Consider the following 11,759-nt stretch of genomic DNA (forward strand, 5'->3'; position numbering starts at 1 on the left):
AGGCGGTGCCGAAGCACCGCCCGTTTTTCAAACTTCGCGGCCGACGCCCAGCCGAGCGAAGGCAATGGCGTCGCCGGACTTCAGGCGCAGCGCGCAGAGCACACCGATAACCGCTGCGATCAGTACGAGGCCCGGCAGGAACACGGCCAGCGGCCCTTCCGCACCGGCGAGCGCGCCGAAATTTGTGGCAATATAGACCACCAGCGCGGCGAGGATCAGCCCTGTCAGGACGGGCAGCACAACCGTTACCAGCTTGTTGCCTTCGAGGCCGGGATTGCGGCCGAAGAAGGCAACGATGGAGAAGGCGGTGAGCGCCATCAGGAGAATGATCGCCAGCGTGCCGACATTCGTCAGCCACGAGAACAGCGCCAGCACCGGATCCTGCCCCGTGAAGGCGAAGAGCGCGACGACGAGAACGGCGATGACCGTCTGCACGACCGAGCCGGCATGCGGGCTCTGGAACACCGGATGCGTGACGCCGAGCGCCTTGGGCAGCAGGCCCTCGCGACCGGCGACATACATGTAGCGGGCAACGCCGTTATGGAAGGCGACCACACCGGCAAACAGGCTGGTGATGAAGAGCAGGCCCATGACGGTGGTGATGCCATTGCCGACATAGCGGTCCGCCAGACCGAAGAGGAAGGTCGTCGGATCGGCAAGGCCCTTGATTTCCGGCACGAGCTTGTCGACGCCGGCACCGTTGACCATGAGCCAGGAGGTCAGCATGTAGAACAGGCCGATGATCAGCACCGAGATATAGGTGGCGCGCGGCACGGTCTTTTCCGGCTCGCGGGCCTCTTCCGAATAGATGGTCGTCGCTTCGAAGCCGATGAAGGCGGCAAAGCAGAACAGGATGCCGATGGCCGGCGTGCCGCTCATGAAGGCCGACGGCGTGAAGGGCGCGGCGGAGAGCCCGCTGTCGCCGCCCTTGACGAGGATGGCTGCATCGATGACCAGCACGACGAGATATTCGAGGATAACCAGCACGGCGAGCACGCGGGCGGAGAAATCGACCCGACGATAGCCGAAGACTGCGACGAGCGCGATGCCGATATAGGTCCAGACCCACCAGGGCAGGTCGATGCCGTAGCCGGCGAAGAAGCCGGCCGTCGCGGCGCCGAACAGGCCGAAGACGCCGATCTGCATAGCATTATAGGCAAGGATGGCGATGAGCGCGGCCGCCCCGCCGGCAAGCCCGCCGAGGCCCTGTGCGGTATAGGCATAGAAGGCGCCGGCATTGCTGATATGGCGCGCCATCGCGACATAGCCGACGGCAAACAGCAGCAGCACGGCCGTGACGAAAGCGAAGGTCAGTGGAATGCCCGGGCCGTTGCCAAGCATCATCGACAGCGGCACGCCGCCGGCAACGGCCGTCAGGGGCGCGGCGGCCGAGACGACGAGAAAGGTGACGGCCCCGACACCGAGGCTGTTCTTGCGCAACTGGTTCGCGCCGCCAGACGGCACGGTTTCATTGGTCATGATCTTGCTCCCTCCTGACGGCCCACCCCACACGGCTGCCGCCTTTCAATGCCGTGCGCGCGGCGCCCGGCGGTTCCCATTCTGAAAAGCGTCTTGCGGTTCATTATTTGAACCTGTATTTTAATTATAGACTTGCAAAAGCCCGCCCCGCCGTCAAGTTATTTCTCATGTTAAGTATCTCGACAGAGATGCGTTGCGTGTGAGAGGCTGGACGCGGAGAAATGGCCGTGCAGGAGACCCCACACGGCATGGTCCATCACGAAAGGTCCGGAAGAGACACATGAGCACCATCGGCAAGGCCCTCTCGCTCCTCGACGTCATTTCCCAACTGGACAAGGATATAGGGCTGACCGACGTTGCGCGGCTGGCCGCACTCGACAAGGCGACGGCACGGCGCTTTCTGGTGGAGCTCGAGAAATACGGCTTCGTGGAGCAGGACGAGGAGACGCGAAAGTATCGGCTGGGCGCGGGCCCGGTACGGCTCGCGCGCATCCGCCAGGCACGTTTTCCCTTCGTTTCCGTCGCCGCCCCCTTCGTCAAGGCGCTGGCGGACGAGGTGGGCGAGACGGTGCATCTCTCGGAATTCAGCGGCGGCCGGCTTTGCACCATTCATGTCGAGGATTCCTCGCAGGCGCATCGCGTGATCGTCGACCTCGGCACGCCGCTGCCCTTCCACGCCACGGCCTCCGGCCTCGCCTACCTTGCCTTCCTGCCGGCCGACGAGATCGAGCGCACGCTGAAACGGCCGATGGAGCGGTTTTCCGACGAGACGGTCACGGAGCCGGAAGCGGTTCGCCTTCTGGTGAAGGAGACCGCCCGGCGCGGTTTCTCGATCAACCAGCAGGGGTTCGAAATGGGCGTCATCAGTGCCGCGGCACCGGTCCTCGCACCGAGCGGAAAACCCATTGGCGCACTTGCCGTTGCGGCCCCGACGGCGCGCACGACCAGAGCCCGCATGCTGGATATCGGCCAGCGGACCATGGCCGCCGCCGCCGGCATCGCGCAGAAATATTATGGGGCGAAAACCTGACCGGCCGGCGCGCAGAGGCCCTTCGAAGGATTTTTCCTCCGGCAGGCACACTATAATACATAATATCTATCGATTTTATTTTTTGATGCGAAACTCTCCTCAAACCAACCGGAGAGCTTCGCCATGGGAATTATCGAAAAACAGCCGATCGACTACACGCAGCATCCGCGGGTGAATTCCGACGATCCGGTGCCGCCGCGCCCGCGCCCGCAGACCCCCGCCCACATCATCAAGAGCGATGAGGAGGCGATCGCCGTCGCCAAGCGTCTCGCCGCCGATTTTGCGCAAGGGGCGGCACTGCGCGACCGCGAAGGCCTTCTGCCGCTGAAGGAAATCGACGCTTATTCGCAGAGCGGGCTGTGGGGCATCAACGTGCCCAAAGCCTATGGCGGTGCAGGCGTGTCCTACAGGACGCTGGCCCGCGTCATCGCCATCCTCGCCGCAGCCGATTCCTCGATTGCCCAGATCACCCAGAACCACCTCGCCATCAACGGCCATATCGACCTCGACGGCACGGAAGAGCAGAAGAAGGAGTTCTTCGGCTGGGTTCTCTCCGGCCTGCGCTTTGGCAATGCTTTTTCTGAACTCAACAGCAAGACCGTCGGCGCCTTCGAGACGCGCGTCTCGCATGAGGGCGACGAGGCGGTGGTGAACGGCGAAAAGTTCTATACGACCGGGGCGCTCCTCTCGCACATCATCCCGATCGTCGCCGTCGATGCCGAGGAAAAGGGCTATCTCGTCTTTACCGATCGCGATGCGCCCGGCATCACCGTCACCAACAACTGGTCGAGCTTCGGCCAGCGCACCACGGCCTCCGGCGCGGTGAAGATCGAGAATGTCCGCGTGCCGAAGAGCCGGCTCCTGCCGGTCGCCGCCTTCGACCGGCCGACCATTGCCGGCCCCGTTTCGCAGATCATCCAGGCCGCCATCGATGCCGGCATCGCGCGCGGCGCCATCGACGACGCTATCGCCTTCATCAAGACGCAGAGCCGCCCCTGGATCGACAGCGGCAAGGAGACGGCGGGCGAGGACCCCTTCACCATCGCCGCCGTCGGCGACCTGAAAATCCGGTTGCATGCGGCCGAAGCCCTGCTCGACATCGCCGGCGAGGCGATCGACGCTGGCCTGAAGAGCGCGACGGAAGAGACGATCAACGACGCGACCATCAAGACCGCCGAAGCCAAGGTGCTGACGACGGAGATCGCGATCCTTGCCACCAACAAGCTGTTCGAGCTGGCCGGCACGCGCTCCACGCTCGCCAAGCACAATCTCGACCGCCACTGGCGCAATGCGCGTGCCCATACGCTGCACGATCCCGTACGCTGGAAATTCTTCCACGTCGGCAATTTCTACCTCAACGGCATCAACGCCCCGCGCCATGCCTGGAGCTGAGCCGTCCATCCGGGTGGCGGTCCGTCCGGCACCCGCCTTCCCCGGATATCCGACCATGCCGCTGCGCCGCCACATCGTTGCCAACGCCGCCCCGCCACCGAAAACCGCGCGTTATGCGCATGCGGTGGAAGCGGGCGGGTTGCTCCATGTCACCGGCCAGCTGCCCATCGATCCCGATCAGCCCGACGCGCCGCTGCCCGCATCGATCGAAGCCCAGACCGAGCTCGTTTTCCAAAACTTGCTCCGCATTCTCGACGCCACGGGATATCGGCTGGAAGACACCGTCTTCGCCCGGATTTACCTCACCCATTTCGCCCGCGATTATGCGGGCCTCAATGCGGTCTATCACAGGCATTTCAGCGCGGATGCGCACCTGCCGGCCCGCACCACGGTCGGTGTTGCAGCACTCGGGCGCGATGCGCTGGTCGAGATCGACCTCGTCGTGGCGAAGGCCGAGGCGTGACAGGGCGGAAAACTTCTTCCATAAGAACGGGATCCGAAGCACCCATCGCCGAAAGCCCCCGTGAGCCTCGAAGACGACACGCAAGCCGATGTGCCCACCCCGCGCATGTTCTCCTGGGCACGCAATTCGACGATCTACCGCATCGAACGGCGCATGCACACGGAAAAGCAGCTCTTCGACGCCATAACCCGCAAGGCGCGGGAAAAGTTCGAGGATATCAGCGACGCGCAGGTCAAGGCGCTGGCCGATGCCGCGGTGAAATTCGCCTATGACAACAAGGCGCTCGACGACACGGCCTTTGCCGAGATGAGCAGCCGTTCGGGCATGCGCAGCGGCCGCTCGAAGCGCGCGGTCGTGCAGAAGCTGTCGCAGAAAGGCATCGCCAAGGAAACGGCCGCCGCAGCCGTGGCCGAGATGGACGACCTCTACGCCGCCGTCGTGCTCGCCCGCAAGCGCGCCTTCGGCCCCTTCCGCAAGGTGGAGTTGGATGACAAGCGAAAGGCCAAGGAATTCTCCGCCTTCGCGCGCGGCGGCTTCAGCTTCGATATCGGCAAAAAGGTCTTCGCCATGACGCTGGAAGAGGCCGAAGAGGTGCTGGACGCCGGCCGTCATCTCTGATGGCCGGCGACGCTCAGGTCACCCGTTAGAAAGCCGCCTTCGCCAAGGTACTCACGCCGTCGGTGATCGGGATGACTTCGCGCACAGCGACGACGAGCGGAGACGCGATCTCCGCCTCGATGCGTATGACAAGCTCCAGCCCTGGCTGGTTCCTCTCCGCCATGATTTCCTCTCCTCAAAGCCCAAGCGCGATGCCGTCCTTGCGCGATTCCGACCCGCCGATCAGCGTGCCGTTTTCCCAATCGATGCGGATCGCCTGCGCCCCGCCGATCGGCCCTTCAGCCGGAACGAGCGAGAAGCCGCGCCGCTCCAGTTCGCTTGCCGTTGCGGCCGGCAATGTGTGCTCGGCCTCGACGAGCGTGCCTTCGGACTTGGGAATGAGGCGCGGCAGGTCGATCGCCTCCTGCAGGTCCATGCCGTAGTCGAAAACCTTGGAGATGAGATGCGCATGGCCCATCGCCTGATAATAACCGCCCATGACGCCGAAAGGCATTTCCACCCGGCCGCCCCGCGTGACCATGCCGGGAATGATGGTGTGCAGCGGCCGCTTGCCCGGCGCCACGACATTGGGATGGCCGGGCTTCAGCGAAAAACTCTGGCCGCGATTGTGCAGCACGACGCCGGAGCGCGGCGCGACGAGGCCGGTGCCGAAACTGTCGAAGACCGAATTGATGAAGCTGACGGCGTTGCGGTCTCGGTCCACCACGGAAATATAGACCGTGTCGCGATGCAGCGGCATGTCGAAGGCCGGAAGGTCCGTCAGCGCGCGGCGAAGGTCGATCATGCCGGCCAGCCTGTCGGCAAGATCGCCCGATAGCAGCTCTTCGACGGGCACATGCGCCTTGTCCGGGTCGGCGATCCAGGCGTCGCGCGCGGCATAGGCGAGCCGCGTCGCCTCGATTTCCAGATGCAGTCTGTCTGGCGATTGCGGATCGCCCTTGGCCTCGAAACGGCCGAGGATATTGAGGATCAGGAGCGCGATGATGCCCTGTCCGTTCGGCGGGCATTCATGGATCGTATGGCCACGGAAATCCGTCGTGACGGGCGTGACGTAATCGCCTCGCGCCTCCGCAAAATCCTCCAGCGTGTGCAGGCCGCCGAGCGAACGCAGATAGGACACCATGTCCTCCGCCACCGCCCCGGTATAGAACCCGTCCCGCCCTTCGGCGGCGATGCGCTTCAGCGTGGCGGCAAGCTCCGGCTGACGGTGCACCTCGCCGATCTTCGGCGCCCGTCCCTTGGGAAGGAAGATGCGCGCGGCGGTCGGCTCCGAGGCCAGCAGCTCCTCCTCGATCGACCAGTCGCGATGAACGCGCGGGCTGATCGCATAGCCTTCCTCGGCAAAACGGATGGCCGGCGCCAGCACGTCGGCGAAGGGCATGCGGCCATGGTCGGCATGCAGCCGCGTCCAGGCATCGATGGCGCCGGGAATGGTCACGGCGGAGGGCGATTGCCGCGGCACTTCGGCGAGACCCCGCTCGGTGAACCAGTCGAGCGTCAGCGCTGCCGGCGTGCGGCCGGACCCGTTATAGGCGACGACTTTGTCGGACCCGCCGGCGGCATAGAGCACGAAGCAATCGCCGCCGATGCCCGTCGAGCCGGGCTCGACGACGCATTGCATGGCGGACGCCGCAATCGCCGCATCCATCGCGTTGCCGCCAGCCTCCAGGATTTGCAAGGCGGCGAGCGTCGCGGACGGATGCGACGTCGCCGCCATGGCATGGCGGGCGACGGCGACGGAGCGGGTCGGCCTTTCGAAATTGCGCATTCGGTCGTTCTCCTCGGGTGGTTTTATGCCGCCGGAGCGGCAGGTTTTATCGTTTGATGTCAGGGGCCTGCGCTGACGGCAAAACCCTTGCCGAAACGCTCGCGCACCTTGCGCGAAAAGGCGGAAACGGTGGCGTGGTCGGCCGAGCTTGCCGTGACCAGCACGAATTCGACATCCTCCAGCGCCGGCAGCAATGGCGGGGGGATCTCACGGAGGCCTGACGGCGCCAGGCTGCGCGGCTGCACCAGCACGCCCATGCCTGCCCGCGCCGCCGCCGTCAGCCCGCTCAGGCTCTGGCAGGAGCAGACGATGCGCCAGGACGTGCCTGCATGCTCCAGCGCTTCCATCAAAAGCGCCCGCGTCAGGCTCGGCGGCGGAAAAACGATCAGCGGCAACACGGGCTTGGCCAGGATCGCCTCGGGATCGCTCGCCAGCCATACCAACGGCTCGCGCAGAATGGCGTCGCCGCGTTGCTCGCCGATCCGGCGCTTGGCCATGACGAGATCGAGCTCGCCGCGATCCTGCATGTCGGCCAGCGTCTTGGAGAGCGCGACCGAAAGCTGGAGGTCGACGGACGGATGATCGGCGATGAAGTCTTCCAGCAATCCCGGCAGCTGCCCGCTCACCAGATCCTCGGAAATGCCGAGCCGGAAGGGGCCGCGCGGCGCATCGGCATCGAAGCGCGCCACGGTCTGGCGCTCCAGCGCGAGGAGCTGGCGGGCGTTCGGCAACAAGGCCTCGCCGTCGCTTGTCAGGCGCACCGCATGGGTATCACGGTCGATCAGCCGCCGGCCGAGGCTGCGTTCGAGGCGTTGAAGATGCTGGCTGACCGTCGACTGACCGAGATTCAACCGCTCCGCCGAAAGCGTGAAACTTTTTGTCTGAGCCACCATGACGAAGCTGCGCAGCTGGGCGAGATCGAGCATATCACGTTTCTCGATAAGCATTATCGATTGCATCGTAAAACAGGATATCGCATTTTAAAGGCCTGTCGAGCCCTCTCCGGACCGTGACCGATGAAACGCCTCCTGCCCGATACATTCACTTTGCTGCTGGTCGGCGCCGTGCTGCTCGCCTCGCTGCTGCCGATTTCCGGCGAGCCGGCGGAATGGTTCGGCATCGCCACCAATATCGCGATCGCGCTCCTGTTCTTCCTGCATGGTGCACGCCTGTCGACGGACACTGTCGTGGCCGGTTTCCTGCACTGGCGCCTCCAGCTCTTCATCCTGGTGACGACTTTCGCGATCTTCCCGCTGCTCGGCCTCGGGCTCGGCCTTTTCTCGCCCTGGCTGATCGACCAGCCGATCTATCTCGGCCTGCTCTTCCTCTGCGTACTGCCATCCACAGTGCAGTCTTCGATCGCCTTCACCTCGATTGCCGGCGGCAATGTGCCGGCCGCGATCTGCGCGGCATCGACATCGAACATTCTCGGGATCTTCCTGACGCCGGCGCTGGTAGCGCTGCTCTTCTCGACGGGAGGCAATGCCGGTATTTCCTTCGACATGATCTGGAAGATCATGCTGCAGCTCTTCCTGCCCTTCGTCGCCGGCCAGATATTGCAACCCTTCATCGGCAACTGGATCCGCTCGAAGAAGACGCTGCTCAATCCCTTCGACCGCGGCTCGATCCTGATGGTCGTCTATCTCGCCTTTTCCGAAGCGGTGACGGAGGGCATCTGGCACCGGCTGGCCATCGGGGATCTCGCACTGCTTATCCTGGTCGATTGCCTGCTGCTCGCCGCCGTTCTTCTCATCACCAGCCTCGGCGGAAAGCTCCTGGGCTTCAACCGGGAAGACCGCATCACCGCCGTCTTCTGCGGCTCGAAGAAGAGCCTTGCCAGCGGCGTGCCCATGGCAAGCGTCATCTTCGCCGGACAGTCGATCGGCGCCATCGTGCTGCCGCTGATGCTCTTCCACCAGATCCAGCTGATGGTCTGCGCCTGGCTGGCGCGCGTCTATGCCGACCGGCAGAAAACGCTCGACGCGGAGCCGGCACAAGCCAGCTAAGGCAAATCCGGCAGCGCCTTAAAACAGAGCGTCGTCGAACAGATCGTCGTCGCTCATGGCTGCAGGCTGGGCGGGTGCCGCCTCGACCATGCCGCCGAAGTAGCGGACGTGAATTTCCCGTTCCGAAGCCATGGTATAGACCCGTGCGATACGGCTGCCGAGATCGACCATCGCCTCCTTAAGTCCAGACGTATCGGGCACCGCGTCATCGGCCAGATCACCGGCACTTGCCGCGCAGTCGGCGAGCACGTCGCCAAGCTCGGCGTTGAAATCGAGGCCGGCAATCGTCCGGCCCGCCTTGGCGGAAACATCCGCGCCGCAATCGCGCAGGGCGGCCATATCCTCTTCCATCCGGTCGCCGGCGCGGCGGATATGATCCAGCACCTCTTCGAGATGGGCGTCGAGGGAGCCACCCGCCGCAGCGCCGGTCTCGCCAAGCTTGCCGGCATCGCCCTCTAGCGATTGCAGCGCGGTCAGGATGCGTTCGGCCGTCTCGTCGAGCTGGGCGGAGAAGGTGCGCAGCTCCGCCGTCACCACGTTGATCGCCCGCCCCTCTTCGCCGAGCTTGCTGCAGCGCAGGTTGGTGTTCAGTGCCATGTAGTGGATATCGGTGCGGACGAGCTGGATCGTCTTCACGCCCTTCAGCAGCTCCTGCACGGTCTCCACCGTGCTCGAACCCAGGGCATTGGCCTTGCCGGCCGCCTGCTCGATCTCGCGCACGACGGCGCGGGCGGCAACGATATCGGCTTCCAGCGTGCGCATGGCGCGGTCGGCGGATTGGCCATCGGTGGCGGCCATGTCGCCGTAAAGCGCCATCAGGCCATCGATATCGGCACCGAAGCTGCGGATCGTTCCGACGACGGTCTTGCATTCGCGCCCGAAGTCATGGGCGACTTCGACAAGCTGGTCGTGCACGAGATGGCGGACCAGCGCTGTCAGGCGCCCGGCTGCGTCGCCATCCAACGTGCCGGCCGCCAGATGCTCGTCCAGGAAGGTGAAGGCGGACTGGCAATGTTCGATGCGCTGGCGCGTGATGTCGCCAATCTGCATGGCGGAAAGCGTCGTCGCGACCTTCGTCTGTACGAGACGCGCGGAGCTGCCGACCTTGCCGGCGAGCTGCGAAAGGTGCTTGCGCTGCGCCGTGAGGTCGGCCGCATTGCGCGAGAGGTTGCCGGCGATATCGGGCACGCTGCGGCGGAAGCGCTCCAGGGCCTCCTCCCCGCCGGACGAGGCCGCGTCGATCACGCCGCCGAGCGTGCCGATCTTCACACCGAGCGCATCGACTTCCTTCCTGCCAAACTGGATGCGTTCGAGGATTTCTTCGGCAAAGCCCGAAAAGTCCGGAATGGCCGCACCGGTGATCTTGGCCGTCGTCGCAAAGGTGCGCAGATAGCGCAGCGTCTCCTGCATGTCGGCGATATGGGTGCCGAGCGATTTTTCCGTCACCGCTACACTGGCAAGGCGCTGCTGACGGGTTTCCTCTATCGCCGGAAGCGCCGTCAGCTGGTCGACGGTCGCCGTAAGCCGGCCGATCGTCGTCTGCGCGGTTTCGTCATCGAGCGAACGAGACAGATTTTCCAGCGATGCAACCAGGCGGTTGAGCACGTCGAGAACCGAGAGCAGCACCACGCCGCCGTCAAGAAAGCGTTGCTCGATGCGGGAACGGGCCCCTTCGAGACGGGAAACGAGTTCCGTCTCGGTCGTCTGCCGCTCCACGCGGACTGCGCTCGCTGTTCCTGACACGCCATACCCCACTTTCAAGAAACCTTGGCCAGACCCTAGGGGGAACAATGTAACGCGCAGTAAATTCGCTCTTTCTTATGAAGCAAAAACAGGCCGTTCGGAGCCGTTTTCCACGCCACTACCCGAGGATGCAGCATCCCTAGAATTAGGGATTTATAAATAATATTCCTAATGCCTTATTTTGTAATTTAATTATGAAACTCAGATACTTATTGAATTTATCTCCCGTGGCGTAAGCCGGTGCATCAATATCACAAAAACTACCAATAGGCGAATTTAGCAACCGCGCTTTACCCTTCGTTAAGGCTATCGGTGAATTCTGGCGCGGGGAATACTCCCTTGCAAAACGTTTATCGGGGCCTGCATGTCCTCCACCTTGTCCGGCGACGCATCGTTAACCTTACTAAATGCGCTGACCATCAAGAATATAGTGACTGTTCAGGAGATCATCCTGGACCATCTGGCCAATAACGCGACGGCGATACTTGATATCGACGCCGAGGCGCAGGTCGACCTCAGCTTTGTCCAGCTCGTGACGGCGGCGCGCAAGCACGCGGAAACGCGTGCAGGCCGGCTTGTACTTGCCCGTCCGGCGGCAGGAGACCTTTACGACGTGCTGAAGCGTGGCGGATTTCTCGACGAGATGACGCCGGACGCCGCACATTTCTGGTTGCATCAGGAGAAAAATTGATGACCGCGAAGATCTTGACCGTGGACGATTCCGCCAGCATCCGGCTGACGACACGCGTCACCCTGAGCAATGCCGGCTACACCGTGACCGAAGCTGTCGACGGGCTCGACGGCCTGAGCAAGCTTCAGGCAGGTGAATACGACTTGGTGATCACCGACCTCAACATGCCGAATATGGACGGCCTGACCATGATCCGCGAGCTGCGCAAGTTGCCCGCGCATACCGGCGTGCCCGTCATCTTCCTCACCACCGAATCCGACGGCGAGATCAAGGCGCAGGCCAAGGCCGCCGGCGCCACCGGCTGGCTGACCAAGCCGTTCGATCCGGAAAGCCTCGTCAAGATCGCCAGGAAGGTTCTCGGCAAATGAGCAATCCGGACCCGATCTCAGTTTTCCGGACAGAAGCGGCCGAACTGCTGGAACAGATCGAGTCCGGCCTTCTCGACCTGACGCGCAGCCTTGACGACCGCGACCAGATCGATGCCGTCTTCCGTGGCCTGCACACGCTGAAGGGCTCCGGCGCGATGTTCGGCTTCGAGGCGCTGGCCGCCTTCACGCACCATTGCGAAA

13 protein-coding genes are annotated in these 11,759 nt (G+C 63.7%); 8 read left to right on the top strand and 5 right to left on the bottom strand.

Annotation, left to right across the window (positions count from 1 at the left end):
* Positions 1 to 27 precede the first annotated feature (27 nt).
* Positions 28 to 1,479: an APC family permease gene (locus tag ACOZKU_RS19050; RefSeq protein WP_421580196.1), complete on the bottom strand. Its 1,452-nt coding sequence runs from the start codon at positions 1,477 to 1,479 to the stop codon at positions 28 to 30.
* A gap of 280 nt (positions 1,480 to 1,759) precedes the next feature.
* Between ACOZKU_RS19050 and ACOZKU_RS19055 the strand changes: the two genes are divergently transcribed.
* From ACOZKU_RS19055 to recX, 4 genes are all read left to right on the top strand, one after another.
* Positions 1,760 to 2,509 carry an IclR family transcriptional regulator gene (locus ACOZKU_RS19055; protein WP_421580197.1) on the top strand — a complete coding sequence of 250 codons (750 nt, stop codon included), beginning with the start codon at positions 1,760 to 1,762 and terminating at the stop codon, positions 2,507 to 2,509.
* Positions 2,510 to 2,632: 123 nt separating this feature from the next.
* Positions 2,633 to 3,901: an SfnB family sulfur acquisition oxidoreductase gene (locus tag ACOZKU_RS19060; RefSeq protein ID WP_421580198.1), complete on the top strand. Its 1,269-nt coding sequence runs from the start codon at positions 2,633 to 2,635 to the stop codon at positions 3,899 to 3,901.
* A gap of 55 nt (positions 3,902 to 3,956) precedes the next feature.
* Complete coding sequence (locus tag ACOZKU_RS19065) at positions 3,957 to 4,364, top strand: RidA family protein (protein WP_421580199.1); 408 nt, start codon at positions 3,957 to 3,959, stop codon at positions 4,362 to 4,364.
* A 60-nt stretch (positions 4,365 to 4,424) separates the two neighbouring features.
* Entirely contained in the window at positions 4,425 to 4,982 is a 558-nt protein-coding gene (gene recX / locus ACOZKU_RS19070) for a recombination regulator RecX (protein WP_421580200.1), read from the top strand.
* A gap of 25 nt (positions 4,983 to 5,007) precedes the next feature.
* On the opposite strand, the gene ACOZKU_RS19075 is transcribed toward recX, so the two are convergent.
* From ACOZKU_RS19075 to ACOZKU_RS19085, 3 genes are read right to left on the bottom strand one after another with little or no spacing between them, the layout of a single operon-like run.
* On the bottom strand, positions 5,008 to 5,145 hold the full coding sequence (locus tag ACOZKU_RS19075) for a hypothetical protein (protein ID WP_421580201.1): 138 nt from the start codon (positions 5,143 to 5,145) through the stop codon (positions 5,008 to 5,010).
* 12 nt (positions 5,146 to 5,157) lie between these two features.
* Entirely contained in the window at positions 5,158 to 6,750 is a 1,593-nt protein-coding gene (gene ggt, locus ACOZKU_RS19080) for a gamma-glutamyltransferase (RefSeq protein WP_421580202.1), read from the bottom strand.
* 59 nt (positions 6,751 to 6,809) lie between these two features.
* Positions 6,810 to 7,676, bottom strand: a complete 867-nt coding sequence (locus tag ACOZKU_RS19085) for a LysR family transcriptional regulator (RefSeq protein WP_421580207.1) — start codon at positions 7,674 to 7,676, stop codon at positions 6,810 to 6,812.
* Between the two features lie 90 nt (positions 7,677 to 7,766).
* Here ACOZKU_RS19085 and ACOZKU_RS19090 point away from each other — a divergent pair, with 90 nt between their 5' ends.
* Positions 7,767 to 8,756, top strand: coding sequence for a bile acid:sodium symporter family protein (locus ACOZKU_RS19090; protein ID WP_314086907.1), 990 nt, complete (start codon positions 7,767 to 7,769; stop codon positions 8,754 to 8,756).
* Positions 8,757 to 8,774: 18 nt separating this feature from the next.
* Here ACOZKU_RS19090 and ACOZKU_RS19095 read toward each other — a convergent pair whose 3' ends face one another.
* Positions 8,775 to 10,499, bottom strand: a complete 1,725-nt coding sequence (locus ACOZKU_RS19095) for a type VII secretion target (protein WP_421580203.1) — start codon at positions 10,497 to 10,499, stop codon at positions 8,775 to 8,777.
* Positions 10,500 to 10,863: 364 nt separating this feature from the next.
* Here ACOZKU_RS19095 and ACOZKU_RS19100 point away from each other — a divergent pair, with 364 nt between their 5' ends.
* From ACOZKU_RS19100 to ACOZKU_RS19110, 3 genes are all read left to right on the top strand, one after another.
* Positions 10,864 to 11,190 carry a hypothetical protein gene (locus ACOZKU_RS19100; RefSeq protein ID WP_421580204.1) on the top strand — a complete coding sequence of 109 codons (327 nt, stop codon included), beginning with the start codon at positions 10,864 to 10,866 and terminating at the stop codon, positions 11,188 to 11,190.
* Positions 11,190 to 11,558, top strand: coding sequence for a response regulator (locus ACOZKU_RS19105; protein ID WP_244762952.1), 369 nt, complete (start codon positions 11,190 to 11,192; stop codon positions 11,556 to 11,558). Before ACOZKU_RS19100 ends, ACOZKU_RS19105 begins: the two co-directional genes overlap by 1 nt.
* The coding region (locus ACOZKU_RS19110; RefSeq protein ID WP_421580205.1) for an Hpt domain-containing protein at positions 11,555 to 11,759 on the top strand (205 nt) is incomplete at its 3' end. The genes ACOZKU_RS19105 and ACOZKU_RS19110, both read left to right, overlap by 4 nt.

The sequence above is a fragment of the Shinella sp. M31 genome (assembly GCF_049199205.1).
Classification (GTDB): Bacteria; Pseudomonadota; Alphaproteobacteria; order Rhizobiales; family Rhizobiaceae; genus Shinella.

Coding starts and splice junctions, on each gene's coding strand:
- ACOZKU_RS19050 (WP_421580196.1), bottom strand. CDS start 1,479: ATGACCAATGAAACCGTGCCGTCTGGCGGCGCGAACCAGTTGCGCAAG.
- ACOZKU_RS19060 (WP_421580198.1), top strand. CDS start 2,633: ATGGGAATTATCGAAAAACAGCCGATCGACTACACGCAGCATCCGCGG.
- ACOZKU_RS19105 (WP_244762952.1), top strand. CDS start 11,190: ATGACCGCGAAGATCTTGACCGTGGACGATTCCGCCAGCATCCGGCTG.
- ggt (WP_421580202.1), bottom strand. CDS start 6,750: ATGCGCAATTTCGAAAGGCCGACCCGCTCCGTCGCCGTCGCCCGCCAT.
- ACOZKU_RS19055 (WP_421580197.1), top strand. CDS start 1,760: ATGAGCACCATCGGCAAGGCCCTCTCGCTCCTCGACGTCATTTCCCAA.
- ACOZKU_RS19065 (WP_421580199.1), top strand. CDS start 3,957: ATGCCGCTGCGCCGCCACATCGTTGCCAACGCCGCCCCGCCACCGAAA.
- ACOZKU_RS19075 (WP_421580201.1), bottom strand. CDS start 5,145: ATGGCGGAGAGGAACCAGCCAGGGCTGGAGCTTGTCATACGCATCGAG.
- ACOZKU_RS19100 (WP_421580204.1), top strand. CDS start 10,864: ATGTCCTCCACCTTGTCCGGCGACGCATCGTTAACCTTACTAAATGCG.
- ACOZKU_RS19090 (WP_314086907.1), top strand. CDS start 7,767: ATGAAACGCCTCCTGCCCGATACATTCACTTTGCTGCTGGTCGGCGCC.
- ACOZKU_RS19085 (WP_421580207.1), bottom strand. CDS start 7,676: ATGCTCGATCTCGCCCAGCTGCGCAGCTTCGTCATGGTGGCTCAGACA.